Source organism: Actinocatenispora sera, assembly GCF_018324685.1.
In the GTDB taxonomy this organism is placed as follows: Bacteria; Actinomycetota; Actinomycetes; order Mycobacteriales; family Micromonosporaceae; genus Actinocatenispora; species Actinocatenispora sera.
Window position 1 is genome coordinate 5,498,734 of sequence record NZ_AP023354.1, and the last position, 26,655, is coordinate 5,525,388.

The 26,655-nt window shown below is 74.1% G+C and carries 19 protein-coding genes; 5 read left to right on the top strand and 14 right to left on the bottom strand.

Annotation, left to right across the window (positions count from 1 at the left end; all coding sequences use genetic code 11):
- Positions 1-49: 49 nt before the first annotated feature.
- Both Asera_RS25935 and Asera_RS25940 read right to left on the bottom strand, forming a co-directional pair.
- Positions 50-1,651: an arylsulfatase gene (locus Asera_RS25935; RefSeq protein WP_030448105.1), complete on the bottom strand. Its 1,602-nt coding sequence runs from the start codon at positions 1,649-1,651 to the stop codon at positions 50-52.
- Between the two features lie 71 nt (positions 1,652-1,722).
- Positions 1,723-3,066, bottom strand: coding sequence for an MFS transporter (locus Asera_RS25940; RefSeq protein ID WP_030448106.1), 1,344 nt, complete (start codon positions 3,064-3,066; stop codon positions 1,723-1,725).
- A 199-nt stretch (positions 3,067-3,265) separates the two neighbouring features.
- On the opposite strand from Asera_RS25940, the gene Asera_RS25945 reads away from it, so the two are divergent.
- Positions 3,266-4,018 (top strand): IclR family transcriptional regulator, encoded by a 753-nt coding sequence (locus Asera_RS25945; protein ID WP_169745882.1) that lies wholly within the window; start codon positions 3,266-3,268, stop codon positions 4,016-4,018.
- A 25-nt stretch (positions 4,019-4,043) separates the two neighbouring features.
- Here Asera_RS25945 and Asera_RS25950 read toward each other — a convergent pair whose 3' ends face one another.
- Positions 4,044-4,580, bottom strand: a complete 537-nt coding sequence (locus Asera_RS25950) for a P-loop nucleotide/nucleoside kinase family protein (RefSeq protein WP_051802678.1) — start codon at positions 4,578-4,580, stop codon at positions 4,044-4,046.
- Positions 4,581-4,694: 114 nt separating this feature from the next.
- Between Asera_RS25950 and Asera_RS25955 the strand changes: the two genes are divergently transcribed.
- Positions 4,695-5,768, top strand: a complete 1,074-nt coding sequence (locus tag Asera_RS25955; protein WP_211255689.1) for a hypothetical protein — start codon at positions 4,695-4,697, stop codon at positions 5,766-5,768.
- Positions 5,769-5,774: 6 nt separating this feature from the next.
- Here Asera_RS25955 and Asera_RS25960 read toward each other — a convergent pair whose 3' ends face one another.
- The 9 genes from Asera_RS25960 to ftsY all read right to left on the bottom strand — a co-directional run bounded on the left by Asera_RS25960 (position 5,775) and on the right by ftsY (position 19,788).
- Positions 5,775-8,042 (bottom strand): FdhF/YdeP family oxidoreductase, encoded by a 2,268-nt coding sequence (locus Asera_RS25960; protein ID WP_030448110.1) that lies wholly within the window; start codon positions 8,040-8,042, stop codon positions 5,775-5,777.
- Between the two features lie 84 nt (positions 8,043-8,126).
- A complete protein-coding gene (locus tag Asera_RS25965) occupies positions 8,127-9,206 on the bottom strand; it encodes an amidohydrolase family protein (protein ID WP_030448111.1) in 1,080 nt (359 codons plus the stop codon).
- 120 nt (positions 9,207-9,326) lie between these two features.
- Positions 9,327-10,862 carry a signal recognition particle protein gene (ffh, locus tag Asera_RS25970; protein WP_030448112.1) on the bottom strand — a complete coding sequence of 512 codons (1,536 nt, stop codon included), beginning with the start codon at positions 10,860-10,862 and terminating at the stop codon, positions 9,327-9,329.
- Positions 10,863-11,024: 162 nt separating this feature from the next.
- Complete coding sequence (locus tag Asera_RS25975) at positions 11,025-13,511, bottom strand: [protein-PII] uridylyltransferase (protein WP_084132314.1); 2,487 nt, start codon at positions 13,509-13,511, stop codon at positions 11,025-11,027.
- A complete protein-coding gene (locus Asera_RS25980) occupies positions 13,495-13,833 on the bottom strand; it encodes a P-II family nitrogen regulator (RefSeq protein ID WP_030448114.1) in 339 nt (112 codons plus the stop codon). The genes Asera_RS25975 and Asera_RS25980 overlap by 17 nt, the downstream gene beginning before the upstream one ends.
- A gap of 2 nt (positions 13,834-13,835) precedes the next feature.
- Positions 13,836-15,101, bottom strand: coding sequence for an ammonium transporter (locus tag Asera_RS25985; RefSeq protein ID WP_244844230.1), 1,266 nt, complete (start codon positions 15,099-15,101; stop codon positions 13,836-13,838).
- Positions 15,102-15,403: 302 nt separating this feature from the next.
- On the bottom strand, positions 15,404-17,737 hold the full coding sequence (secA2, locus tag Asera_RS25990) for an accessory Sec system translocase SecA2 (protein WP_051802679.1): 2,334 nt from the start codon (positions 17,735-17,737) through the stop codon (positions 15,404-15,406).
- Between the two features lie 13 nt (positions 17,738-17,750).
- On the bottom strand, positions 17,751-18,542 hold the full coding sequence (locus tag Asera_RS25995) for a phosphotransferase enzyme family protein (RefSeq protein ID WP_425305958.1): 792 nt from the start codon (positions 18,540-18,542) through the stop codon (positions 17,751-17,753).
- A gap of 16 nt (positions 18,543-18,558) precedes the next feature.
- Positions 18,559-19,788 (bottom strand): signal recognition particle-docking protein FtsY, encoded by a 1,230-nt coding sequence (ftsY, locus tag Asera_RS26000; RefSeq protein WP_030448118.1) that lies wholly within the window; start codon positions 19,786-19,788, stop codon positions 18,559-18,561.
- Positions 19,789-19,945: 157 nt separating this feature from the next.
- On the opposite strand from ftsY, the gene Asera_RS26005 reads away from it, so the two are divergent.
- The gene (locus Asera_RS26005) at positions 19,946-20,989 is read left to right on the top strand and encodes an alpha-hydroxy acid oxidase (RefSeq protein ID WP_030448119.1); all 1,044 of its coding nucleotides are present in this window, start codon (positions 19,946-19,948) and stop codon (positions 20,987-20,989) included.
- A gap of 18 nt (positions 20,990-21,007) precedes the next feature.
- On the opposite strand, the gene Asera_RS26010 is transcribed toward Asera_RS26005, so the two are convergent.
- Complete coding sequence (locus Asera_RS26010; protein WP_051802680.1) at positions 21,008-22,567, bottom strand: DEAD/DEAH box helicase; 1,560 nt, start codon at positions 22,565-22,567, stop codon at positions 21,008-21,010.
- A gap of 315 nt (positions 22,568-22,882) precedes the next feature.
- On the opposite strand from Asera_RS26010, the gene Asera_RS26015 reads away from it, so the two are divergent.
- Positions 22,883-23,506 (top strand): P-loop nucleotide/nucleoside kinase family protein, encoded by a 624-nt coding sequence (locus Asera_RS26015; protein WP_211255691.1) that lies wholly within the window; start codon positions 22,883-22,885, stop codon positions 23,504-23,506.
- 25 nt (positions 23,507-23,531) lie between these two features.
- On the opposite strand, the gene Asera_RS26020 is transcribed toward Asera_RS26015, so the two are convergent.
- Positions 23,532-24,299, bottom strand: coding sequence for an SDR family NAD(P)-dependent oxidoreductase (locus Asera_RS26020; protein WP_030448122.1), 768 nt, complete (start codon positions 24,297-24,299; stop codon positions 23,532-23,534).
- A gap of 285 nt (positions 24,300-24,584) precedes the next feature.
- Between Asera_RS26020 and Asera_RS26025 the strand changes: the two genes are divergently transcribed.
- Complete coding sequence (locus Asera_RS26025) at positions 24,585-26,516, top strand: outer membrane protein assembly factor BamB family protein (RefSeq protein ID WP_030448123.1); 1,932 nt, start codon at positions 24,585-24,587, stop codon at positions 26,514-26,516.
- The last annotated feature ends 139 nt before the right edge of the window (positions 26,517-26,655 follow it).

Genomic DNA, 26,655 nt, shown 5'->3' on the forward strand with positions numbered 1-26,655 from the left:
TCTCCCGCCGGGGCCGGCTGCCGGGCCCCCACGGGCCCGGCAGCCCCGGTCACTGCGGCAGGGCGCGGCCGCGACGCTCGTACAGCGCCAGGACCTGCTCGCGCGGGAGCACACCACAGCGGTCCGCCCAGCGCTGGTAGTCCGCCGCGAGGTCGGCGACCACGTCGGGATACTCGGCGGCGCGGTCGTGCAGCTCGGTGCGGTCCGCGTCGATGTCGTACAGCTCCCACTCCCCCGGGTACTTGCGGACCAGCTTCCAGCGGCCCCGGCGCACCGCGGCGTTGCCCTCGTGCTCCCAGTACAGGGATCTCTCCGGCGGCTGCCCCCCGCGCCAGGTGGGCAGCATGCTGATGCCCTCCGGCGGCAGCACGTCCCGCCCCTCGTACCGGTCGGGGTAGCTCGCACCGGTCAGCTCCAGCACCGTGGCCAGCACGTCCGGCAACTGGTGCGGTGCGTGCACGATCCGTGGCTCGGTACCCAGGCCGGCCGGCCAGTGCGCGATCAACGGCGTCGAGATGCCACCCTCGTGCACCCAGTGCTTGTACTCGCGGAACGGCGTGTTGGACAGGTTCGCCCACTCCCGGCCGTAGGTGGCGTAGGTGTCCTCGCCGCCGGGAGTGATCGCCGGCGTGTTGCCGGGGCGTACCGGCTCACCGGCGCGGGTCGTCTCGTCGAACGCCACGAACCCGGTGATGAACTCGTGCACGGTCTCGACCGGCATCTCCTCGGCGCAGCCGCCGTTGTCGGACAGGAACACGAACAGCGTGTTCGCCAGCCGCCCGGACTCCTCCAGCGCGTCGAGCACCCGGCCGATGCCCTGGTCCATCCGGTCGATCTGGGCCGCGTACACCGCCATCCGGGCCGCCTGCCAGTCGTGGTCGGCGGTGGCCTCCCACGCCGGTACGGCCGGATCACGGTCGCTGAGCGCCCAGCCGCGGTCCAGCACGCCGGACTCGGTGAGCCGTCGCATCCGCTGGCCGCGCAGCACGTCCCAGCCCTCGTCGAACCGGCCCGCGTAGCGCGCCACGTCCTCCGCGCGGGCGTGCAGCGGCCAGTGCGGCGCGGTGTAGGCGAGGTAGAGGAACAGCGGGTCGTCGGCCCGCTCGGCGTGGTGCCCCCGGACGAACCGCACGGCGTTGTCGCTGATCGCGTCGGTGTAGTAGAAATCCGGATCGGCGGTCTCGGCCTCGATGTTGGTCTCGTTGCGGGTCAGCGTTCGGGTCGAGTAGTAGCTCCCGGCGCCCTCCAGCGTCCCGTAGAACTCGTCGAAGCCGCGCCGGGTCGGCCACGCGTCGTTGGGTGTGTGCAGGTCCGAGGACATGTGCCACTTGCCGCTGAGGTACGTGCCGTAGCCCGCCGCCCCGAGCACCTCGGCGATCGTCACGCACCGGTCGTTCAGCGTGCCCGGGTAGCCGTCGGGGGCGTCGTCGTAGTTGAGGATGCCGATCCCGGTCTGGTGCGGGTGCAGCCCCGTCATCAGCGACGCCCGGGACGGGCTGCACCGCGCCGTGTTGTAGAACTGCGACATCCGGACCCCGTACGCGGCCAGCCGGTCCAGGTTCGGCGTGGCGACCTCGCCGCCGTAGCAACCGATGTCGGAGAAGCCCATGTCATCGGCGAGCACCAGGACGACGTCGGGTTGTGCGGGCATGTGGTGCCTTTCTTCGTACTCGTTCGGCAGTGTCGCTGTGCACCCGGAACCGGTCCCGGGGTGGTGCCTGTTCAGGAGGCCGGGGTGGCGTCCGGGACCGGTGCCGCGGACGGCTCGGCGGCGTGCAGGTCGCGCCGGTGCGTCTCCGGCAGGAACACCAGCGACACGACGCTGATCACCCCGACGATCAGGACGTAGGCCGCGACCGGCCAGGACCGGTGGCTGTAGTGCGCGACCAGCGCGGTGGCCACCGCCGGCGCGATCGCACCGGACGGCAGGACGCCGATCTGGTAGACGATGGAGATGCCGCTGTAGCGCACCCGGGTCGGGTAGAGCTCGGCGAACAGCGCGCCCTCCGCGCCGAACATCGTGCACGCCGCGACGCCCCAGCCGATGACGAGCGCGAGCCAGATCAGGCCGGTACGGCCGGTGTCGATCAGGCCGAACAACGGGAACGCGGTCACCGCGGCGATCGCCGCGCCGGCGATGAACACCGGCCGCCGGCCGATCCGGTCCGACATCCGGCCGGCGACGAGGATCGCGAAGAACCCGACCACCGCGGCGATCAGCAACCCGTTCAGCGCCACCGACTTGTCCAGCCCGAGTACCACGGTGAGGTAGGTGATGATGAACGCGTTGTAGATGTTGAACGTCAGGCTCTCCGAGAAGCGGGCGCCGACCGCGAGCAGCGTCGTCTTCGGGTGCCGGCGGAACACGTCCGCCAGCGGCAGTCGCACCTGCCGTTTCGCCCGGACGATCTCGGCGAACGCGGGCGGTTCGCTGACCCGCAGCCGGATGAACATCCCGATCCCCACCAGCAGCGCGCTGAGCAGGAACCCGATCCGCCAGCCCCACGACGCGAACGCGGCCGGGCCGAACCGGCCCAGTACGTCGACGACGAGCGTCGAGGCGAGCAGCCCGATCGGTACGCCGAGCTGCGGCCAGCTGGTGTACCAGCCGCGCCGGCCCGTCGGGGCGTGCTCGGCGGTCATCAGCATCGCGCCGCCCCACTCGCCGCCCAGGCCGATGCCCTGCAGCATCCGCAGCACCAGCAACAGGATCGGGGCCGCGACGCCGATCTGCCCGTACGTGGGGAGCAGGCCCATCAGGAAGGTCGCGCCGCCCATGATCATCATCGTGATCACGAGCATCTGCTTGCGGCCCAGGCGATCTCCGAAGTGGCCGAAGATCAGCCCGCCGATCGGCCGGGTGACGAAACCGGCGGCGAACGTGGTGAACGCGATCAGCGTGCTCAGCAGCTCGTTGCCGGTCGGGAAGAACGACTTGTTGAACACCAGCGTGGCCATCGTCGCGTACAGGAAGAAGTCGTACCACTCGACGACGGTGCCGATCAGGCTGGCGACGGCGATCTGCCGGATCGAGGTCGAACCCGTGCCGGCTGCACGTCCACGCATCGTGGATCTCCCTTCGAGGGCGCGGCACCGGGCTGGCGCTACCGCGTTCGGATGCGGTACTGTCCCGTTGAGCGGGACACTGACTCTTGAAACGGGACAGTGGCTCGGCACAGAGTCGCGCGTGCGTCGACCCACGTCAACCCCCGCCGAGAGATCGGTCCGGTTCGGTCCGCGCCCCACCACCGCGAAAGGATGTCGGGTGAGCGAGTCGTTACGCCGGGGTGTGGAACTGCTGGAGGCGCTGCGCGCCGCCGACGCCGGCCTCGGCGTCCGGGAACTGGCTGCCCAGGTCGGGCTGCCGAAGAGCACGGTTGCCCGGCTGCTGAAGACCCTCGACGACTGCCGCCTCGCCAGCCAGGACCCGACCACCCGGCGGTACCGGCTGGGCCCGCGCACCCTCGCCCTCGGCGCGGCGTACCAGGCGCGGCTCGACCTGCGGCTGATCGCGGTGGGCCCGATGCGCCGGCTGCGCGACCTGACCGGTGAGACCGTCGGGCTCAGCGTCTCCCTCGGTACCGAACGGATGTTCATCGAGGAGGTGCAGAGCGTCTCCGAACTGCGCACCACCTCCGAACTGGGACACCCGTACCCGATCTGGGCCGGGGCACCCGGCCGGGTGCTGCTCGCCGGGATGGACGCCGGCGGGCGCGCGAACGCGCTCGCCGACGCCGGCGACGACGCCTGGCGGATCGCCACCCCAGCCGACCGCGACGGCTTTGACGCGCTGCTCGACCGGATCCACGCCGACGGCTACGCCACCGCGAGCAACGAGTCGGTACCGGGCGTCAGCGCGGTCGCCGCCCCGGTGCACGACTTCTCCGGTACGGTCGTCGCCGCCCTGTCGATCTCCGGCCCGAGCGGCCGCTTCACCGACGCGGCGCGGCACCACGCGCTCGCCGAGCTGTCCAGCACCGCCCGTACGATCACCGCCGCCCTCGGCGGCTCGCACTGACCCGAACGCCCCCGGCGCCGGTGCGTCATCCGTTGGTGCGGACCCAGGCGAGGACGGGAGCCAGGTCGGGCGGTCGGGCGGTGTCGACGCGCAGCACGGGGCCGAGCGCGAGCGGCCGGGCGGTACGCGCCCAGTACGCCCAGCGCTCGTCGTCGTGCGGCTCGCCGACGTGCACCGGGTGCCGCGGCGACCGGTCGAGCACCCGGCGCCGGGCCAGCTCGACCGGGACGTCACACCAGATCTCCAGCGGGCGGGTCACACCGGCGCGGGCCAGGCCGGCGGCGGCCAGGTCCCGTACGCCCAGCCAGACGCTCTCCACCACCGCGCCACCGTACGCGTCCGCGAGCAGCGCCCACATCGCCTCGGATGCAGCGGCGCCGAGCCGGCGCGCGGCCGGGCCGTCGGTGACGTACGCCGGATCGCCGAGGTGGTCGGCGAGCGTCTCCTTCAGCACGTCCTTGCCGTACAGCGGGAGGCGCAGGGCCTCGGCCAGCCGGCGGGCCAGCGTGGACTTGCCGGCCCCGGACAGCCCGTTGACCAGTACGACCGTGCGCTCGAGCATCCCGATCCTCTCGACGATCGTGCGGCCTCGCGATCACGCGGTACCCCCTGGCGGGTGAGCGGTCCCACCGGCGTGCGGGAGGACCGGACCGGCGGCCGCTGCGACGGTGATCGCATGATCGACACCAGCCACGCGAGGCATCCCGGCCGCGACACCGCGACCGCTCGCGGCACCAGCCGCGGACCCGGGCCGCAGTCCGGCCGCGGTCCGTCGACCACGATAGGGCGCCCGCGCTGGCCGCGGCGGGCGGTGCTCGGCTGGGCGGTCCTGTCCGGCGGACTGGGCGCGGTCGGGCTGGCCACCGGTACCGCGCTGTTCGCGCGGGCCGCCGATCCGCTGCCGGTCGCGCTGAACTGGTACCCGGTCGCGATCGCCACAGCGGCCGCGGTGACCGCGCTGCTCGACCGCGGCCCGGCCGCCACCCGCACGCTCCGCCGCTGCTACGCGGTGCTGTGCGGGCTGTCCGTGGTCACCGCGTTCGGGCTGCTGATGGACCTGATCACGCTCGCGGTCTCGCAGCACGTGGACCGCGTGCCCGCGATGATCCTGCACGCGGTCGGCATGGTCGGGGTGGTGTCGCTCGGCGCCGCGGCGCGCTCCGGCGCCGCCTCGGCCGCACCGGTACCGGCGGAGCCGTCGCTGCCGGTCCGCCTCGCCGCGTACGCCGGCGCGGCGGCGTTCCTGCCGTACGCGGCGATGAAGACGGTGTGGGCGCTCGGCGGTACGTTCGCCGGGGTCAGCGGGGCGCGGATGCTCGCGATCTCGGCCCGCAACGGCGCCTCCGGCCTGTGGCTCACCCTGGAGTCGTACGGGCTGGACGCCACCGCACTGCTCGCCGCGCTCGGCGTGCTGCTGCTGTTCGCGCTGGTCCGGCCGTGGGGCCGGGTGTTTCCCCGCTGGGTACCGCTGCTGCGCGGCCGGCGGGTACCCCGGCTGGTACTGCTGGTACCGGCGCTACTCGGCACGGCCACCCTCGCGCCGTACGGCGTGGTCGGGGTGGTCGACCTTGCCCTCGCCACCGCCGGCGCGGTGCCGGTCGTCCGCGGCGACCTGCCCACCGACGCGGACGCCCTGCTGGTCAGCTGGATCGGTATCGGCGCCTTCGCCGGGTACGGCGTGAGCCTCGCCGTCTCCGCCTACTCCTACTGGCGCCGCACCCGCCCGGCCCGACGGTCCGGCGGCCACTGACCGGAGTCAGGCGGTGGGTTCCAGGCGGACCACGATCGCCTTGGAGGTGGGGGTGTTCGAGCCCTTCGCGGTGGAGTCCAGCGGCACCAGCACGTTGGTCTCCGGGAAGTACGCCGCCGCGCAGCCGCGCGCGGTCGGGTACGCCACCACGCGGAACCCCGGCGCGCGCCGGCCCACCCCGTCGGTCCACTCGCTCACGATGTCCACGGTGGACGCGTCCGTGACGCCCAGCTCGGTCAGGTCGTCGGGGTGCACGAACACGACCCGGCGCCCGTCGTGGATGCCGCGGTACCGGTCGTCCCGGCCGTAGATCGTGGTGTTGTACTGGTCGTGGCTGCGCACCGTCTGCAGCAGCAACCGGCCCGCCGGTACGGTCGGGGCGCTGATCTCGTTGACCGTGAACCGGGCCTTCCCGCTCGGCGTGTTGAACGTGCGCGAGTCGCGCGGCGGGTGCGGCAGCACGAACCCGCCCGGCTGGTCCAGCCGGTCCTCGAAGTCCTCGAAGCCCGGCACGATCGCCGCGATCCGGGCCCGGATGATCCGGTAGTCGTCGGTGAAGTCACGCCACGGCAGGTCGTCGCCGAGCACCGCGCGGGCCAGCTGGCAGATGATCGCCACCTCGCTACGCAGCTGGTCGGAGGCCGGGGTGAGCCGTCCGGTCGAGGCGTGCACGCAGCTCATCGAGTCCTCCACGCTGACCCGCTGCCGGCCGCCGATCTGGATGTCCGAGTCGGTGCGCCCCAGCGTCGGCAGGATCAGCGAGATCGCGCCGGGCACCAGGTGCGAGCGGTTCAGCTTGGTCGACACGTGCACGGTCAGCGCACAGCTGCGCAGCGCCTGCTCGGTCACCTCGGTGTCCGGGGTGGCCGAGGCGAAGTTGCCGCCCAGCGCCATGAACACGCTCGCCTTGCCGTCCCGCATCGCGCGGATCGCCTCGACCGTGTCGTACCCGACCCGCTGCGGCACCTCGATGCCGAACTGGTCGGCGAGCTTCGGCGCCCAGGCCGGCAGCTTCTCCCAGATGCCCATGGTGCGGTCGCCCTGGACGTTGGAGTGGCCACGCACCGGGCACAACCCGGCGCCCGGCTTGCCGATCATGCCGCGCAGCAGCTGCACGTTCACGATCTCGCGAATGGTGGCGACCGCCTCGGTGTGCTGGGTGATGCCCATCGCCCAGCACACGATGCTGCGCTTCGCGGTGGCCAGCGACTCCGCGGCGCGCTCGATCTCGTCCCGGGACAGTCCGGTCGCCGCGGCCACCTGCGCCCAGTCGACCTCGCGCCGGGCCGCACGGTAGTCGTCGAACCCCTCGGTGTACCGGTCGACGAAGTCGCGGTCCACCACCTCGTCGCGGCCCGCGAGCAGGGTGCCGAACGCGGCGAACAGTGCCAGGTCGCCGCCCAGCTTGACCTGCAGGAACTGGTCGGCCAGCGGGGTACCCGAGCCGACGATGCCGCTGGGCCGCTGCGGGTTGCGGAAGGTGATCAGGCCCGCCTCGGGCAGCGGGTTGATCGCGATGATCCGCGCGCCGTTGTGCTTCGCGTGCTCCAGCGCGGTCAGCATCCGTGGATGGTTGGTCCCCGGGTTCTGGCCGACGATCACCAGCAGGTCGGCGTGCTCGACGTCGTCGATGCTCACCGACCCCTTGCCGACGCCGATCGTCTCGGTCAGCGCGGTACCGGACGACTCGTGGCACATGTTCGAGCAGTCCGGCATGTTGTTGGTGCCGAACGCGCGGGCGAACAGCTGGTAGCAGAACGCCGCCTCGTTGCTGGTGCGCCCGGAGGTGTAGAAGATCGCCTCGTCCGGGCTGGCCAGCCCGCGCAGCTGTTCGGCGATCAGCGCGTAGGCGGCGTCCCACTCGATCGGCTCGTAGGAGTCCGAACCCGGCCGGCGCACCATCGGATGGGTGAGCCGGCCCTGCTGGCCGAGCCAGTGGTCGGAGCGGGTGGCGAGCTGCGAGATCGGGTGCGCGGCGAAGAACTCCGGCCCGACCCGGCGCAGCGTCGCCTCCTCGGCGACCGCCTTCGCGCCGTTCTCGCAGAACTCGGCGGTGTGCTTGTGCCCCGGCTCCGGCCAGGCGCAACCCGGACAGTCGAACCCGCCGTCCTGGTTGACCGCGAGCAGCGTGCGGGTGCTGCGGGCCACGCCCATCTGGCGCAGCGCCGCGGACAGCCCGTGCGCGATGCCGCCGACGCCGGCGGCCGCCCGTTTCGGCGGCGAGACGACCAGTTGCTCGTCACCGCGATCCGACCGTGGCGCCCTGCTCGCCATCGCAACCGCCTCCCTGCCGAACGTGTCCCCGTCCGTGCCACCGACCCTAGTCCTGGGATCGGCTGCCGTCAGGTAGGCGGTGCGTCAGCGGAGGATGCGGCCGCGCAGGACGATCCGGGACGGTTCGCGGACCACGGTCAGATCGGTGCGCGGATCCCGGTCGTACACCACGACGTCGGCGAGGCCGCCCTCGACCAGGCCGGGCACGCCCAGCCACTCGCGGGCCCGCCAGGAGGCGGCGGCCAGCACGTCGGTCGGCGCCATCCCGGCCTGCTCGTGCAGCAGCAGCATCTCCTCGGCGGCGAGGCCGTGGTCGATGCCGCCGCCGGCGTCGGTACCGACGTAGACCGGCACGCCGGCGTCCACCGCGGCGCCGACCAGCCGCGGGAAGTTCTGCTTGAGCCGCCGCATGTGCTCGGCGTAGCTCGGGAACTTCGGCTCGGCCTGCGCCGCGATGTCGTCGAAGGTGGCGACGTTGACCATCGTGGGTACCAGCGCGGTGCCGCGACGAGCCATCTCGTCCAGCAACCCCTCCGACAGGCCGGTACCGTGCTCGACCGAGTCGACGCCGCAGCGCACCAGGAACTCGACCGCCTGCTCGCTGAAGGTGTGCACGGCGACCCGGGCACCGGCCGCGTGCGCCGCGTCGACCGCCGCCGCCACGCTCGCCTCGTCGAAGGTCGGGCCCAGATCGCCGGCGCCGCGGTCGATCCAGTCGCCGACCAGCTTGATCCAGCCACCGCCGAGCCGGGCCTGCTCGGCCGCCGCCGCGGGCAACTCGGCCGCGGACACCTCCTGCGCGACGCCCCGCAGGTACCGCTTCGGTGGTGCGAGGTGCCGGCCGGCCCGGACCAGCCGGGGCAGGTCGGGCTCGTCCTCCAGCTGCGGGTAGTGCAACGGTGAACCGGCGTCGCGCATCGCGAGCACCCCGGCGTCGCGGTCGATCCGAGCCAGCGCGCGGGCGGTGTCCAGGTCGGTCACCGGGACGGCGCCGCGGGCGATGCCGAGGTGGCAGTGCGCGTCCACCAGGCCCGGAATCAGGTAGCCGCCGGCCACCACCGTCTGCGCGTCTCGTACCGGCTGGAAGGTGACCCGGTCACCGACCAGCCAGACGTCGCGGACCTGGTCGTCGGGCAGCAGCACACCCCGCAGATGAAGCGCCATGACCGAACCGTAGCGGCCCGCCCGGGCGGCGCCGAACCGGACCCGGCACCGTCACCCGCACCGGCCGCGCGCCCAGCGCGACCCGCGGCTCGTACCGGCCCGGCGGCCGTCGCCGGTCGGCTACTTCTTGCCGAACTTGGACAGGTCGATCTTGGGCATCTGGAAGCCCGGCGGCAGGCCGTTGTCCTTGCCGTCGCCCGACCCGCCGGCGCCGGCACCGGGCAGGCCGCCGAGCCCGGGCGGCAGCGCCGGCATGCCACCCGACCGCGGCTGCCGGTTCTGCTGCTTGCCCTTCTTGCCCTTGCGCTTGTTCTTCGGCGACTTCGTCGCCTTGCGCCGGCCGGGCAGCCCCATCATGCCGCCCATCTGCTTCATCATCTTCTGTGCCTCGGTGAACCGCTCCAGCAGCTGGTTCACGTCGGTGACGGTGGTGCCGGAGCCGGTCGCGATGCGCACCCGGCGGGACCCGTTGATGATCTTCGGGGTACCGCGCTCGGCCGGGGTCATCGACCGGATGATCGCGGTGACCCGGTCGAGGTGCTTGTCGTCGATGTCGGCGATCTGGTCCTTGAGCTGACCGGCGCCGGGCATCATCGACAGCAGGTTGCCGATCGGACCCATCCGGCGGATGGCGATCAGCTGCTCCAGGAAGTCGTCCAGGGTGAACTGCTCGCCGCCCACCAGCTTCGCGGTCATCCGCTCCTGCTGGTCGGCCTCGAAGACCTTCTCCGCCTGCTCGATGAGGGTGAGCACGTCACCCATGCCGAGGATGCGGGAGGCCATCCGCTCCGGGTAGAAGACGTCGAAGTCTTCCAGCTTCTCCCCGGTGGAGGCGAACATGATCGGCTGGCCGGTGACCTGCCGGACCGACAGCGCCGCACCACCGCGGGCGTCACCATCCAACTTGGACAGTACGACGCCGGTGATGCCGACGCCGTCGCGGAACGCCTCGGCGGTGGCCACCGCGTCCTGACCGATCATCGCGTCGATGACGAACAGGACCTCGTCGGGGCTCGTCACGTCGCGGATCGAGGCGGCCTGCGCCATCATCTCCGCGTCCACGCCGAGCCGGCCGGCGGTGTCGATGACGACCACGTCGCGCTGCACCCGCTTGGCGTGGTCGATCGAGTCGGCCGCCACCTGGATCGGGTCGCCGACGCCGTTGCCGGGCTGCGGTGCGTACACCTCGACGCCGGCGCGCTCGCCGACGATCTGCAGCTGGTTGACCGCGTTCGGCCGCTGCAGGTCGGCCGCCACCAGCAGCGGGGTGTGCCCCTGCTCGCGCAGCCACCGGCCGAGCTTGCCGGCGAGCGTGGTCTTACCGGCGCCCTGCAGGCCGGCGAGCATGATCACCGTCGGCGGCTGCTTGGCGAAGCTGAGCCGGCGCTCCTCGCCGCCGAGGACGCCGACCAGCTCCTCGTGCACGATCTTGATGACCTGCTGGGCCGGGTTGAGCGCCTGGGACACCTCGGCGCCGCGGGCCCGCTCCTTGACCCGGGCGATGAACTCCTTGACGACCGGCAGCGCGACGTCGGCCTCCAGCAGCGCCAGCCGGATCTCGCGTGCGGTGGCGTCGATGTCGGCCTCGGACAGCCGACCCTTGCCGCGCAGCTGGGTGAAGATGCCGGAGAGTCGCTCGGTCAGCGAATCGAACACGTCGAAGGTCCTCTAACTGTGGTCGGCGGGCAGGTCCACCGGCAGGCGGGCCGCAAGCATCGGTCTTCGAGCGTACCGGGCGGACCGGGCGAGCTGCTGGCGTGTGGTCGGCGCACCGGACCACGAACCACAATCGGTGCATTACGCCCGCCACCGCGGCGGTCAGCTGGCCGCCGCGGTGGCCACGGCGGCGCCGATCCGCGCCCGGTCCACCGTACCGACCAGGTAGAAGGTGTCCACCGCGACCGCGCCGAGGGTACCGATCCGGGCGGCGCGGATCCGGCCACCGGCCGCGGCGATGCTCCGGGCCAGCCGGTACAGCAGGCCGATCCGGTCGGCGGCCCGTACCTCCAGCACCACCGCGTCGGTGGCGGCCCCGTCGTGCCACAGCACCGTCGGCGCCACCGCGAGGCCGCTCCGGGCGTACCCGCGTTCCCGCGCGGCGAGCCGTTCGGCCACCGGCAGGTCGCCGCGCAGCGCCCGCCGCAGTTCCGCGGCGAGCCGCGCCGGATCGGGCGCGGTGCCGAAATCTGGGTGTACCAGACATTCCACCGCCGCTACCGGCTCCGGCGCCGGGCCGCTCGGCACGGCGGTGACGTCGGCGGACAGGACGGTGAGCCGGTGCGCGGCGAGGCAGCCCGCGACCGCCGCGAGCAGGTCGGTACCGGCCGCCGCGGCCACCCGCACCCGGTCGGGCTCGACCTCGATGGCCGGCAGCGGCCCCCCGGCGAGCGCACGGACCCGGGCGGACGGCTGCCCCGGGGTCGGCAGCGCACCGGTGTCGAGCGCCGCGCGTACCCGCCGGGCCAGGGTGTCGATCAGCCCGAGCCGCCAGACCGACGCGGCGACCGGGCCGGCCGCGGTGGCGTCGGCGACGGTGAGCGCGGTGAGCAGGTCCAGCAGCCCGGCCTCGCCGACCGTGTCCGCCACCGCCGCGATCGTCACCGGGTCGGCCAGGTCACGCCGGGTCGCCACCTCGGGCAGCAGCAGGTGCCACCGGACCAACCGCACCAACGTCGCCACGTCGCCGGCCGGAAAGCCCATCCGGACGGCGATGCGTTCGGCCCGCGCCGCCCCGGCCGCCGCGTGGTCGCGACCGCTGCCCTTGCCGACATCGTGCAGCAGCGCGGCGGTCAGCAGCAGGTCCGGCCGGGCCACCGTGTGCGCCGCGGCCGTCGCGCACACCACGGTCTGGACGAGGTGCCGGTCGACCGTGTGCCGGTGCACCGGCCCGGGCTGCGGCAGGCTGCGCACCGCCGACCACTCCGGGATCCACCGCTCGACCAGCCCGTACCGGTCGGCCGCCTCCCAGGCCGGCACCAGCCCGGAGCCGGCACCGAGCAGCCGCAGGAACGCCCGCCGGACCGGTTCGGGCCACGGTTGCGGCGGCGCCGGGCACGCCGCGCCGAGCCATTCCAGCGTCGCGGCGGCGATCGGCAGGCCGGCCCGGGCGGCCGCGCCGACCGCCCGCAGCGGCAGCGCCGGGTCCGGCCGGTCCGGTGCCAGCGCCGCCCGGGCCAGGACCACCTCACCGTCCTGCTCGACCACGCCGTCGTCCAGCGGCCGGCGGCCGGCCCCGCCGGCTCCCCCGCCACGTCGCCGACCCGCGTACGGCCGGGATCCGGACCGGCGCACCGAACGCCAGGCGTCGTCCAGCGCGTACGCAATGGTCCGCGCGTCGTCCGCCACCCGTACCGCGAGCGCCGTTGCCATGCACTGCCGGTCACCCGGCGCGCATCCGGCGAGCGGCGACGGGTCGTCGGGCGTCTCGTCGCCGTGGGGCGGCAGCGGTCGATCGTCCGGGGCGAGGTCGGCGGCCACGTCGACCAGCCGCGCCGCGACCGGCGCGGCAAGGTCGGCGACCAGCCGGTCCAGCGGCCGGCCGGCGACCTGGTGCAGCGCCTCCCGGACGGTCAGCAGCCGCCGCTGCGCGGCCAGCGCGGCCCCGCGGGAGCCCGGTACCAGCTGAGCGAACGCGATCCCGCGCAGCACCACCGCGTCGCGCAACCCGCCGCGGGCCTGCTTCAGGTCGCTCTCCGGCTGGTTCGCGAGCTCCCCGTACCGCTCCCAGCGGGCCAGATCGAGCGCGCGCAGCGCGGCCAGCCGGGTGGCCGCGCCGCGCCGCCAGGACACCTGGATGGCGGCGCGGACCCGTTCGGCGAGCGCCCGGTCGCCGGCCACGTACCGGGCGTCGAGCAGGCCGAGCGCCGCCTTGGCGTCCTCGGCGCCGACGGCGAGCAGCTCGGGCACCGTGCGTACCGCGTGGTCCAGGCGCAGTCCCGCGTCCCAGACCGGGTACCACACGGCGTCGGCGACCGCACCGATCCCGTCGTGTCCACTGTGGACGATGAGCAGGTCGAGGTCGGTGCGCTCCAGGCACTCGCGGCGACCGAGACCGCCCAGCGCCAGCAGCGCCACCCCGGGCACCCTCGGCAGCAGCCCGGCCAGCCAGCCGTCCAGCCGGGCCGCCCGGGCCGCCCGCGCGGCCGGCCCGATCCCGGCCGTTCGGGGCGGTGCCCCGGCGCCGCCCGGCCGCGCCGGAGCACCGACCGCCCGCGCACCGGCGGGTCCGGCGAACGGCGGCGCGACGGCGCCACCGCCGCGGCCCCCCGGCCGGGTGACGCCGGGTGGGTCAGAGGGCGTCGACACCGCGTTCACCGGTGCGGACCCGAATCACCTCGCGGACCTCGGTGACCCACACCTTGCCGTCGCCGATGCGCCCGGTACGGGCCGCGGCGACGACCGCGTCAACCACCTTGTCCACGTCGAAGTCGTCCACGACGACCTCGACACGGGCCTTCGGAACGAACTCCACCGAGTACTCGGCGCCGCGGTAGAGCTCCACGTGGCCCTTCTGCCGGCCGTACCCGGAGACCTCGGTGACGGTCATCCCGGCCACCCCCAGCGCCTGCACCGCGTCCTTGACCGCGTCCAGTTGGAACGGCTTGACGACCGCCGTGATCAGCTGCACGGCTACTCCTTCCCCGCCGGCACCGCGGCCGGAGTGTCCGATGTGGACGCCGCCGGTACGCCGCGCCGGCCGGACAGCAGGCCGCCCCAGTCGTACCCGCTCTCGGCGTGCTCGGCGCCGTCGATTCCGGCGGCCTCGTCGGCCGGCGCCAGCCGGAACCCGATGGTCTTGTCGACCGCCTTGCCGATCAGCCAGCTCAGCCCGAACGAGTAGACCCCGACCGCGAGCACCGCGACCACCTGCTTGCCCAGCAACGCGAGCCCGCCGCCGAACAGCAGCCCGGCCGGCCCGCCGGTCACGGTCGCGGTGGCAAGCAGCCCGATCAGCAGGGAGCCCAGCGCGCCACCGACCAGGTGCACGCCCACCACGTCCAGCGAGTCGTCGAACCCCAGCTTGTACTTCAGGCCCACCGCCATCGCGCACACCGCACCGCAGACGACACCGAGTACCACCGACATCAGCGGGTTGAGCGCCGCGCAGGCCGGGGTGATACCGACCAGGCCCGCCACCGCACCGGACGCGGCGCCCAGCGTGGTCGCCTTGCCGTCCCGGATCCGCTCCACCAGCAGCCAGCCGAGCATCGCCGCGCCGGTCGCGACCTGGGTGTTGATGAACGCGGTACCGGCGGTGCCGTTCGCGGCGAGCGCCGAGCCGGCGTTGAACCCGAACCAGCCGAACCACAGCAGACCGGCACCGAGCAGCACCAGCGGCAGGTTGTGCGGCTTGAACCGCTCCTTCGGCCAGCCGTGCCGCTTGCCCAGCACCAGCGCGAGCGCGAGGCCCGCCGCGCCCGCGTTGACGTGCACCGCGGTACCGCCGGCGAAGTCCAGGGCGCCCAGCCGGTCGCCGATCCACCCACCGTTCCCGCCGTCGAAGTCGAACACCCAGTGCGCGACCGGGAAGTACACCACCGTCACCCAGACACCGGCGAACAGCAGCCAGGCGCCGAACCGGGCCCGGTCCGCGATCGCGCCGGTGATCAGCGCGGGCGTGATGATCGCGAACATCAGCTGGAACGCGCCGAACACCAGCACCGGGATCTGGTGGTGCGCCGGCCCGGTCACCGCGTCCAGGGTGCCGGCCAGACCGACGTGGTCGAGGTTGCCGATCAGCCCGGCGAACGAGTCCGGCCCGAACGCCAGCGAGTACCCGTAGAGCACCCACAGCACGCTGACCAGGCCGATCGTCGCGAAGCTCATCATGAGCATGTTCAGCACGCTGCGCGCCCGCACCATGCCGCCGTAGAAGAACGCCAGCCCCGGTGTCATGAGCAGCACCAGCGCGCCGCTCGCGAGCACCCAGGCGGTGTCGCCCGAGTTGATCACCCGAGTCCCCTCCCAGCCCGAAGACGTCCCGGCTCTCGGGGGCGGCGCTGCCCGGCCGGTCGAGACCAGGGTCGCGGGCGGCTGTTCCACAGCCGGGACCGCGCCGTTACGGCCGCGTACCGCACCGTTACGGCGGCGTACCGCCTTGTTTCGGCGGCGTAACATCCCCGGCGCGGCCGCCGGCCCTCCCGGGATCGGCGGTCCTCGTCCCGCCGGCTGGCCGAGGTCGGCCCCGGCCGTACCGGTCAGCGCGGAGGTCGCCGATCGTGCCCGTGCCGGCGAAGGATGCGTTCCAGCTCGCTGCCGAACGGGTCGTCGCTGGTCAGGTACGTCCAGGTCGCCGCCGGCCGGTTCAGCCCGGCGGCCGCCGGCGTCCAGTCGCCGCCGGTGATGTCGGCGTCGGCGAACATCGCCACGCCGCGCTCGACGATGCGCTCCCGCAGCGTCCCGAACGCCCGTACCGCGAGGCGGTGGAACTCGTCCAGCGGCACCTCGCGGCCCAGCGCACGCAGGTGGATGCCCTCCCGTACCTCGCCCAGGTAGCCCAGGTGCGCCGCCCAGCAGTCGTCGGCGTGCTGCAACACGATCAGCCGGCTGATCCGCGCCACCGCCGGCTCGCCCAGCAGCTCCCGCAGCTGGGCGTACCTCTCCGGCCGGGCCTCGCGCAGCAGCTCGGCGGCCGCGTCGGTCGTCAGCCACCGGTCCCGGTCGGCGGCCAGCTCCTGCCGCTGCAGCTCGATCACCTGGTGGTACTTCCAGGTCTCCCGGTGCACGGCGTAGTTGACGCCCTCGGCGACGCGCTGCGCGTGGTCGACGACCCGGCGGATGCCCGCCTCGAAGATCAGGCCGCTGGGGTCCGAGCGCGGATCCGCCGGCACCACATCGGGCGCGTTCTCGACGACCAGGTCGTCCTCCAGGCTCACGAAGAACACCGACTCGCCGGGGTCGCCCTGCCGGCCGGCCCGGCCCCGCAGCTGGTCGTCGACGCGACCGCTCTCGTGCCGCCCACACCCCAGTACGAGCAGGCCGCCCAGCTCGGCGACCCGCGCGGCGGCGTCTCCCGCATCGCTGCCGCCCAGCCGGATGTCGGTACCGCGGCCCGCCATCTGCGTCGACACGGTCACCGCACCCGGCGCCCCGGCCTCGCCGACGATGGCGGCCTCGGCCCGGTCGTTGCGGGCGTTGAGGACGGCGCTGTCGATGCCGCGGTCGCGCAGCGCCGCGGCGATGCGTTCCGACTCGGCCACGTCCTGGGTACCCAGCAGGACCGGCCGGCCGAGCGCGTGCGCGTCGCCGACCGCCTCGATCAGCGCCGCCTCCTTGTCGCGCCGGGTCACGTACACCCGGTCGGGCAGGTCGTCGCGCACGCACGGCCGGTGCGGATCGATCACCGCCACCTCCAGGCCGTAGAACGTGCGCAGGTTCTCCCCGACGCCCACGGCGGTGGCGGTCATCCCGGCGCGTACCTGGTAGAGCCGGACGAACGCCTGCACCGTCAGGGTGTTGAGGACCTCGCCCGACTCCGTTCCCGCGAGTCCCTCCTTGACCTCGACCGCCGCGTGCAGCCCGTCCGGCCACCGGCGCCGCCGCGCCACCCGGCCCCGGAACTCGTCGACCAGCTCGACCCGCCCGTCCCGCACGAGGTACTCGACGTCGCGGCGCAGCAGCACCGCGGCCGACAGCGCCAGGTTCACCGCGGTCAGCAGCTCGACCCGGTCGGCCGCGTACAGGTCGGCGTCGAGCTCGCGTTCGACGCGCCGCAGCCCGCCGTCGGTCAGGTGCACGGTGCGGTGATCGGTGGCGAGCGTGTAGTCACGACCGTCGACGAGGCCCGCCACCGCCCGGGTGGCGGCCCGCAGGCCGGGGTTGCCCGCCGGCGCTCCCCCCGCCAGCACCATCGGGATCCGCGCCTCGTCGACCAGGATCGAGTCCGCCTCGTCGACGAGCACCGCGGCCAGTTCCCGCTGCACCCGGTCCGCCGGGTCGGTCACCAGCTGGTCGCGGAGGAAGTCGAAGCCCACCTCGCTGATCGAGCCGTAGGTCACCGCGCAGCCGTACGCGTCCCGGCGCTGCACCGGCTCGCTGGACTCGGCGACCCAGCCGGCGCGCAACCCCAGGAGCTCGTACGCCGGGGCCATCCACTCGGCGTCGCGCCGGGCCAGGTAGTCGTTGACGGTCAGCACGTGGACGGGCAGGCCACGCGCGGCGAGCCCGAGCACCGCCGGGACCGCGGCGAGCGTCTTGCCCTCGCCGGTGGCGAGCTGGGCGACCTGGCCGGACATCATGGCCGCGGCGGCGAGGATCTGGCTGTCGTACAGCCGCTGGCCGAGCGCGCGCACCGCCGCCTCCCGGGCCAGTGCGGACGCCTCCACCACCGCCGCCGCGTCGACCCGCTCGATCCCGGCGTCGCGGAACCGCACCGCGGCCGCGCGCAGCGCGGCGTCGGTCATTTCGGTCAGGGCCGCGCCGCGCTGCTCGATCTCCGGCAGCAGCCGCCGCACCCAACCCAGGTCGACCGTCGCACCGGGCCGTTCCAGGAACCTGCGGGCCCGGGACCGCACGGCATCGAACACACCGATGACAGCTCACCACCTAGCGCATCGCGTACTCCAGGAGCTGGCGTTCGTGGTCGATCAGCCGCAGGTCGCGCATCGGCCGGCGCAGGTGACCCTTGTGCACGATCCGGACGAAGGCCGGCTCGCCGGCCGCCGCCATCCGCCGGATGCCCTCCACGTGGTCGACGATGCGCTTGCGGATCACCCGGACCAGGCGGTGCCGGTCGCGCTCGGTCAGCCCGTACGCGTCGGCGAACATCCGCAGCCGGCGCGGCCGGTTCGGCCGCTTCCACCCCAGCTGGTAGGAGTCACGGTCGCTGAACAGCGGCACCCAGGTCCACGCCGCGTACGCCACGTCGTAGATGCGGGAGCCGGGGCTGGACAGGTCGAAGTCGATCAGCGCCAGGGTGCCGTCGGGCCGCCACACCACGTTGTGCGGTGCGGCGTCGTGATGGCAGATCACCTCGGTGTCCGGCGGCGGCGGGCCGAACGAGCGCCACACCGCGTTCGCCGGCGGCCGGAAGCCACGCTGCGCGTCGTGGAACATCCGCAGCATCTGGGCCACCGTCACCAACGCCTCGTCGGTGGCCCAGTGCTCGGCGATCGGGTACTCCCCGCACTCGCCGTCCAGGTACGACAGGACTTCCCGGCCCTGCTCGTCGATGCCCAGCGCCCGCGGCGCGCCGGTGAACCCTACCGCCTCCAGGTGGCGCAGCAGGGCGTGCACGGCCGGCGTCCAGGGACCGGCATTGCGACGGACGGTGTCACCGACACGAACCACCGTGCTGGTGTTTCCACCGTGCAGCTGGACCTCACGTTGCGTCACCAACCACCTCGGGTCGACGTCAACTCGTCCCGGCCGGCTCGCCGAGCAACGCGTCGACGAACTGCCGCGGATCGAACGGCGCCATGTCGTCCGGGCCCTCGCCCAGACCGACCAGCTTGACCGGGATGCCCAGCTTACGCTGGACGGAGATCACGATGCCCCCCTTGGCGGTGCCGTCGAGTTTCGTCAGCACCACCCCGGACACGTTGACCACCTGGGTGAACACCTCCGCCTGGGCGAGCCCGTTCTGGCCGGTGGTGGCGTCCAGCACCAGCAGCGCCTCGTCGACCGGGCCGTGCCGTTCGACCACGCGCTTCACCTTGCCCAGCTCGTCCATCAGGCCGACCTTGTTCTGCAGCCGACCGGCGGTGTCGATCAGGACCGTGTCGACCTTGGTCTCGATACCCCGCTGGACCGAGTCGTACGCCACCGAGGCCGGGTCGCGCCCCTCCGGCGCCCGGACCGTCTCCGCACCGACCCGCTCGCCCCAGGTGGCGAGCTGGTCCACCGCGGCGGCCCGGAACGTGTCGGCCGCGCCGAGCAGCACGCTGCGCCCGTCGGCGACCAGCACCCGGGCGATCTTGCCGCAGGTGGTGGTCTTGCCGGAGCCGTTGACGCCGACCACCAGCATCACCGCCGGACGGTCATCGTGCGGCGCGGTGTGCAGCGACCGGTCCAGGGTGGGGTCCAGCGCGGTGACCAGCTCCTCGGCAAGCAGCGAGCGCAGTTCACCGGCGGACCGGGTGCCCAGCACCTTGGTCCGCTCCCGCAGCCGCTCCACGATCTGCGTGGTCGCCTCCACCCCCACATCCGCGGTGAGCAGGGAGTCCTCGATCTCCTCCCAGGTGTCGGCGTCCAGTTTGTCCGAGGAGAGCAAGGCCAGCAGGCCGCGACCGAGCAGGTTCTGCGACTTGGCCAGCCGGCCGCGCAGCCGGGCCAGCCGGCCGGCGGTCGGTTCCGGCGTCTCGATCGCCGGCGGCGCCACCGCCTCCTCGGCGCTCGGCTCCTCGACCGTCGGCGCCGCGGTGTCCTCGGCCGGCCCCGCCGAAGGGGGCGCCTGCGGTTGGGCCGCGCCTCGTTCGGCGCTCGGCGCGGTGGCGGTGGTGGTACCGCCGGCGGGTCGGTCGGCCTGCTCGGCCGGCTCGGCATTCTCCCGCCGGGTGCGCCTGTTGTGCGGTAGGACCAGGCCGAACACACCGATCAGCGCCAGGATCACCACGACGCCGACGGCGATGAGCACGTACTCCATGCCCAAATCCTGTCAGACGCGCGCCGCGGCTCGTCGGGATGGCCCGAAACCGGCGACGGTCGACACGCTCCGCAACCCTTTCGGGCGCCGGGTAAATGCCCCGTTGCCCGGCGAACCGGCAGGTAGCATCGCCGCGCGGTGCGACGAGGGGAGCACGATGCTGCGGGTCCTGGCCGAGCAGGCGGAGAAGGCGGCGGCGCGGCTGCCGCGCGAGGTGTACGACTACTACGCCACCGGCTCCGGTGACGAGATCGCGCTGGACGAGGCCGCCGCCGCGTGGCGCCGGTACCGGTTCCGGCCACGGATCGGCCTGGACACGACCACCATCGACACCGCGGTCCGGCTGTTCGGCAGCGACCTGGCACTGCCGGCACTCGCCGCGCCGACCGCGTTCCACCGGCTCGCGCACCCGGACGGCGAGGTCGCCACGATTCGCGGCGTGCACGGGGCCGGTTCGCTGCTGGTGCTCTCGTCGCGCTGCTCACGCCGGATCGAGGACGTCGCCGCGGCCGCGAACGGTCCGTGGTGGTTCCAGGTGTACCTGCTCGCCGAGACGTCGATCGGCCGCCGGGTCGCCCGGCGGGCGGTGGATGCCGGCGCCGGGGCGCTCGTGCTGACCATGGACACGCCGTACACGGCGGTCAAGAAACGACTCGCCGGCGTGCCGGTCGACGACGACCAGTACCTGGTCAACTTCGCCGAGCACGTGCCCGCCGGCATCGACCCGTTCCAGGCGACCACCCAGGACCCGGCCTGCACGCTGGACGCGCTGCACGAGCTGACCGGCTACGGCGTACCGGTGCTCGCCAAGGGCGTGCTGCGCGGTGACGACGCGCTGGCCTGCCTGGATGCCGGCGCCGCCGGCATCGTGGTCTCCAACCACGGCGGCCGGCAGCTCGACCGGGCGGTGGCCACCGCCGACGCCCTCGGCGAGGTGGTCGAGGCGGTCGCCGGTCGGGTCCCGGTCCTGGTCGACGGCGGGATCCGGTCCGGCCTGGACGTGCTGACCGCACTCGGGCTCGGCGCGGACGCGGTACTGCTCGGCCGGCCGATCCTGTGGGCCCTCGCTGCCGACGGCGCGGCCGGCGTCACCGCCGCGCTGGACGCGCTGCGCGACGACCTGGCCGAGGGGCTCGCGCTCGCCGGCGCCACCTCCCCGGCCGGCCTGCCGCCGGGTCTGGTGACGCGGACCACAGCCTAGGGTCGGCGCCCTGCGCGATCAGTACGAGCGCGGCGCCCGCCGGCCGAAGTCGCGCTCCCGCCCGAACTCCCGACCACGGACCGCGTCCCGATCCCGGACGGCGTCCCGGCTCCGGCCGAACTCCCGGCCCCGGACGGCGTCCCGATCCCGGACGGCGTCCCGATCACGGCCGAACTCCCGGCCGGAGCCGCGGTCGCCGCGGCCGTGGCGGGGGCCGCGCTGGCCGGGGATGCGGTCGTCGCGGCGGGGCCTGCCCCGGCGCGCCGGCTCCTCCCGGACCGGGATGCCGCTCGGCTCGCGGGCGCCGGTGACCTCGGCCAGCAGCGGGTCGATCCGCTGCGCCGTCTCGCCGAGTCGGCGCAGCCGGAGCCGGCGTGCACTCACCCCGGCCTGCTGGGCGATCGACTCGGCGAACCGGCGCTGGCGCGGCGTCACCAGCGTCACCACGGTGCCGGTCTCACCGGCCCGGGCGGTACGGCCGGCGCGGTGCAGGTAGTCCTTCGCGTCACCGGCCGGATCGACGTGCAGTACCAGGCTGACGTCGTCGACGTGGATGCCGCGTGCCGCGACGTCGGTGGCCACCAGGGCGGTGACCCGGCCCTCCCGGAACTCGGCGAGGGTACGGGTGCGTACCGCCTGGGTCTTGCCGCCGTGCAGGGCGCGCGCGGCGACGCCGACGGAGCGCAGCTGCTCCTCCAGCCGGTCGGCGAAGCTGCGGGTGCGGACGAACAGCAGGGTGCGGCCGGCGCGGTTGGCGATCTGCGCGGTTACCGCCTGCTTGTCCGGCGGGAACACCGTCACCAGGTGATGGTCCATTGTGGACACCGAGGCGGTGCCGGGGTCGGTGGAGTGCGTCACCGGATCGGTCAGGTACTTCGCCACCAGCGAGTCGACCTCGCCGTCCAGGGTGGCGGAGAACAGCATCCGCTGGCCGCCCGGGCGGACCTGGTCGAGCAGCTCGGTGACCGCCGGCAGGAAGCCCATGTCGCACATCTGGTCGGCCTCGTCCAGCACGGTGACCACCACGTCGGACAGGTCGCAGGCACCCTGGGCGATCAGGTCGGACAGCCGGCCGGGGGTCGCGACGACCAGCTCGGCGCCGCGGCGCAGCTGGCTGATCTGCTTGACGAACGGCGCGCCACCGACCACCGCGGCGATCCGCACGCCGAGGACGCGACCGAGCGGCTCCAGCGCGTCGCGTACCTGCAGGGCGAGCTCGCGGGTGGGCACCAGCACCAGACCGCGCGGCCTCGTCGGGGCGGCGGCCGGGCCATCGGCGAGCCGGACGAGCGTCGGCAGGCCGAACGCGAGCGTCTTGCCGGAGCCGGTACGGCCGCGGCCGAGCACGTCGCGGCCGGCCAGCGAGTCGGGCAGGGTCGCCGCCTGGATCGGGAACGGCGCGCGCATCCCGCGCCGGTGCAGCAGCGAGACCAGCCGGTCCGGCAGCCCGAAGTCGGCAAAGGACGGCTCGGGCGCCGCCGGGAGCGCGGTGCTGGTTTCGCGGGGGACGGTGGTTTCGGGTGAGGTGCCGGTTTCGGGCGAAGCGGAAACCTGCCCGGGGATGGAGATCGTGGGCACGACAGGGTTGTTCAACAGGAACCTTCCGGAGACAGGGCGCGTCTCAACACAGGCTCCGCAGTCCAACAGGCCTTCGGCCCAGAACACCACGGGGACACCATCACGGGTGGCGGACGATCGTCGGAAGGCCACCGGGATGAACAAGACGTGCCCGGCGCTCGGTGCGCCGATGACAGGTACCCGACGAGTTTAGCCGGCCGCGACCGCATCGATCACCTGCCGGGCGCGCCTGTGACCCGCGCCTCCGGTGGCTCCACCACCGGCGATCGGCGAAACCGGTTGCCCACCCCCGTACCCGGCCGGGACGATGCTGCCGTGACCGCGCTGCCCTCGGCCCAGAGCCCGCCCGGCAGCCGCCCGCCGGCAACCGCGCCGGAGCCGGGCCGCCCCGGGTCGGCCGAACCCGCGCCGGTCGGCGTGATCCTGGTAACCGGGATCATGGCGGCCGGCAAGTCGACCGTGGCCCAGCTACTCGCCGAGGCGCTCCCGCGGGCGGCCCACGTGCGTGGCGACGTGTTTCGCCGGATGATCGTGCGCGGGCAGATCACGCCCTCCCCGGACGCGCCACAGCACGCCCTGCGCGAGCAGCTGGAGCTGCGGTACCGGCTGTCCGCGCGCACCGCCGACGAGTACGCCGCGGCCGGCTTCACCGCCGTGGTCCAGGACATCGTGCTCGGCGCCGACCTGCCCCGCTACCTCGAGCGGCTGCGGACCCGCCCGCGGCATCTGGTCGTCCTGGCGCCGGACCCGGCGGTGGTCGCGGAACGCGAGCGCGAGCGCGGCAAGTCCGGCTACGGCGGTGGCTGGACGCCCGAACTGCTGGATCGCGAGCTGCGCGCCACACCCCGGCTCGGCCGCTGGTTGGACACCGGTGGTCACACCCCGGCCGAGACGGTCCAGACGATCCTCGCCGACCTACCCGCGGCCCGGATCGACTGACCGGGCGGCGGCACCCGCCGTCCGGTCAGCGGAGCAGGCGGCCCTCCATGCCACCGGCGATCGTCACCGTCTCGCCGGTGACGTGGCCGGACAGCCGGTCGGAGGCGAGCACCACGGTCGCGGCCGCGACATCGGCCGGCCGGCCCAGCTTGTCCAGCGCCATCGTCGCGGTACGAGTCCGGACGAAGGCCGGGTCGGTCAGCCGGTCGGCATTGCGGTCGGTGGCCGTCCAGCCCGGCGCCACCACGTTGATCCGACCTGCTGGCGCGATCCGGACGATCTCGTTCTTCAGGCTCAGCGCCAGCCCGGTCAGCCCGGCCTTCGCCGCCGCATAGTCCGCGTGATCGGCCTCCCCGAACCGGGCGGCGGTCGAGCCGACCAGCACGATCGTGCCGACGCCGGTGGTCACCACGTGCCGCAGGAACGCGCGGCAGAGCAGGAACGTCGCGTCCAGGTTCGCCGCGACGGTGGCCCGCCAGCGCGCCGGGTCCAGCTCCCACACCGGCGCCGCCGGCGTCGGGTACTTCCCCGCGTTCGCCACCAGGATCTCCAGCCCGCCCAGCGACTCGACCGCCGCCGCGACCAGACCGTCCACTTCGGACTCGACGGTCAGGTCCGCGGCGAGCGCGACCCCGCCGTACCGGGTCGCCAGTTCCTCCGCGCGCGGCGGATCGCTCCGGTGGTGCACCCCGACCCGGGCGCCCTCGGCGGCGAACGCGGCGACGATCTCGCCGCCGATCCCGCCGGTCGCGCCCGTCACCAGTACCCGCTTGCCCGCCAGCCCCGTCTCCATGCCGGCCACGGTACGGCCCGGCCCTGCCCGCCCCGACCGCGGCACCGTTCCCGCGCTGGCACCGCGGCGCGCCACCCCGCCACGCCACGCACCCTGCGCCACGCACGCCGGCCCGGCGCCGCGCCGCCCCGGGGCCGCGCCGTCCCGGGGCCGTGCCGGGCCCCGCCGGGATCGACCGGGCGCGGGGGCGGGTGCCCGCGATCCGGACGGGGCGTTGACAGCGGGACGGCGAGCACATCTAATGGGCGCCAATTGCTTTTCGGACACGACCGAAAAGGGGTCGGCATGCTCAGAGCACTCGCGGCAGGACTCGCGGCGGTCCTCGCCACGGCGCTGGTACCGGCTACCGCGCACGCCGCGCCCCCGCGGCCGGCGACACCCGCCGCCACGACCGCGCCCCGGGTCGACGACCTCGGGCCCGGCATCGTGTCGGCGCCGGTCACCGGTGCCGCGATCGACGGCAACTCGCTCTACCTGGTGACCCGCGGGCTGCAGCCGGCCGTCATCGCCCGGTACGACCTGACCACCCGCACGGTCGTCGACCACGCCGAGCTGCCCACCGGTACCGGCGGGTGGGCCGCCACGGTCGACCACGGCGCCGTGTACGCGGGCATGTACGGCGTCGCCGACATCCACCGGTACGACCCGGCGACCGGCACCGCGACCCGGCTCACCGGACTGGGCACCGACGCGTACGTGTTCGACCTGGCCGCGGCGCCGGACGGCACCCTGTACGCGGGCACGTACCCGTCCGGGAAGCTCTACGCGGTCGACCCGGACACCGGCGCGACCAGCGACCTCGGCCAGGTCAGCCCCGGGCAGCGCTACGTGCGGTCGGTCGCGGTCGCCGGCGACGGCACCGTCTACGCGGGCACCGGCGCCGCGGCGCGGCTCGTCGCCTACGACCCGGCGACCGGGCAGCGCACCGAGATCCTGCCGGAGCAGCTGCGCGGCGAGGCGTTCGTCTACGACCTCGCGGTCACCGACGACCTGATCGCGGTCGGCACCGAGCCGTCCGGCAAGCTCGCCCTGATCGACCGGCACGACCCGAGCCGGTACACGATCGTCGACACCGGGGACCGCACCGTCGACGCGATCACCATCGACGGCGACTCCGTCTACCTGACCGCGCGGACCTCCGGCTCGGTCTACCGGTACCGACGCAGCACGCAGACGTTGCAGCGGCTGGGCACCCCGGTTCCGCAGGACGAGACGCGCGGCGTGTTCGTCTCCGGCGGCCAGCTCGTCGGAGTCGCCGGCAGCGGCGAGGTGTGGACGCTGGACCCGGACACCGGGGCGACCACGGTCACCGATCTGGTCGCGGCCGGAATGCCGGCCGCGCCGGAGCCCGCGCAGTCGGTCGCGGTGCAGGACGGTCGGTACGCCTACGTCGGCGGCAACTTCGGCCTGCAGGTGCACGACCTCGCGGCCGGGACCAGCCGCCGGGTCCGCGCGTTCGGCGAGCCGAAGCGGATCGTCCCCGTCGACGGCCGGGCCTACCTCGGCGTCTACCCCGGAGGTTTCGTCGACACGTACGACCCGGCGACCGACACGATGGCCCGCCGCGGCGAACTCGGCGGCGGCCAGAACCGGCCCCGGGCGATGGCCTGGCTGCCCGACCGCGGGCAGCTCGCGATCGGCAGCCGCGCCGAGTACGGCACCGTCGGCGGCGCATTCACCCTGTACGACGTGGCCAGCGACACCGCACACCGGTACGACCCGGTACCCGGGCAGTCGATCAGCGCGGTCGCTGCCCAGGGCCACGTCGGGTACGTGGGGTCCGAGATCGCCGCGGACGGCGTGCCACCGGCGGCGACCGAGGCGCAGCTCGCCGCCGTCGACCTGAACACCGGGCGCACGCTGTGGCGCTGGACCGCGGTACCGGGCGCGACCGGCTGGTCGGATCTGCTGGCACACGGCAACCGGCTGTACGGGCTGACCTCCGCCGGCCGCCTCGTCGTGCTGGACCCGGGGAGCCAGACCGTACTCGCGAGCTACCAGCTCGCCGACGCCGGTGGCGGGCAGCTGTTCTGGCGCGGTGGCACCGTGTACGGCGTCACCAAGGACACGCTGTTCCGGCTCACCGACGCCGGGCCGGCCACCGTGCTCGGCGGCCTCGGCGGCGGCTGGTTCAACGAGCCGCAGGCCTCCTACGACCCGGCCGCCGACGTGGTCTACACCCTGCGCGGCACCGACCTGGTCCGCATCCACCTCTGAGCCTCGCCCCCGCGGCTCGCGCACCGCCCGGCCGGCGGTGCGCGGCTCGGCGTCGGCGCGGCCGGGCCGACACCAGCGCCGACGCCGGCACCGGGGAGCGCCGGCGAACCGGATCGGGCCAGCGCCGTCGGCGGCCCCG

Bases quoted from the DNA above. Each gene is read 5' to 3' on its own strand.
- Asera_RS25935 (WP_030448105.1), bottom strand. From the start codon at position 1,651: ATGCCCGCACAACCCGACGTCGTCCTGGTGCTCGCCGATGACATGGGC.
- Asera_RS25940 (WP_030448106.1), bottom strand. From the start codon at position 3,066: ATGCGTGGACGTGCAGCCGGCACGGGTTCGACCTCGATCCGGCAGATC.
- Asera_RS25950 (WP_051802678.1), bottom strand. From the start codon at position 4,580: ATGCTCGAGCGCACGGTCGTACTGGTCAACGGGCTGTCCGGGGCCGGC.
- Asera_RS25955 (WP_211255689.1), top strand. From the start codon at position 4,695: ATGATCGACACCAGCCACGCGAGGCATCCCGGCCGCGACACCGCGACC.
- Asera_RS25960 (WP_030448110.1), bottom strand. From the start codon at position 8,042: ATGGCGAGCAGGGCGCCACGGTCGGATCGCGGTGACGAGCAACTGGTC.
- Asera_RS25965 (WP_030448111.1), bottom strand. From the start codon at position 9,206: ATGGCGCTTCATCTGCGGGGTGTGCTGCTGCCCGACGACCAGGTCCGC.
- Asera_RS25985 (WP_244844230.1), bottom strand. From the start codon at position 15,101: ATGACACCGGGGCTGGCGTTCTTCTACGGCGGCATGGTGCGGGCGCGC.
- ftsY (WP_030448118.1), bottom strand. From the start codon at position 19,788: ATGGAGTACGTGCTCATCGCCGTCGGCGTCGTGGTGATCCTGGCGCTG.
- Asera_RS26005 (WP_030448119.1), top strand. From the start codon at position 19,946: ATGCTGCGGGTCCTGGCCGAGCAGGCGGAGAAGGCGGCGGCGCGGCTG.
- Asera_RS26020 (WP_030448122.1), bottom strand. From the start codon at position 24,299: ATGGAGACGGGGCTGGCGGGCAAGCGGGTACTGGTGACGGGCGCGACC.
- Asera_RS26025 (WP_030448123.1), top strand. From the start codon at position 24,585: ATGCTCAGAGCACTCGCGGCAGGACTCGCGGCGGTCCTCGCCACGGCG.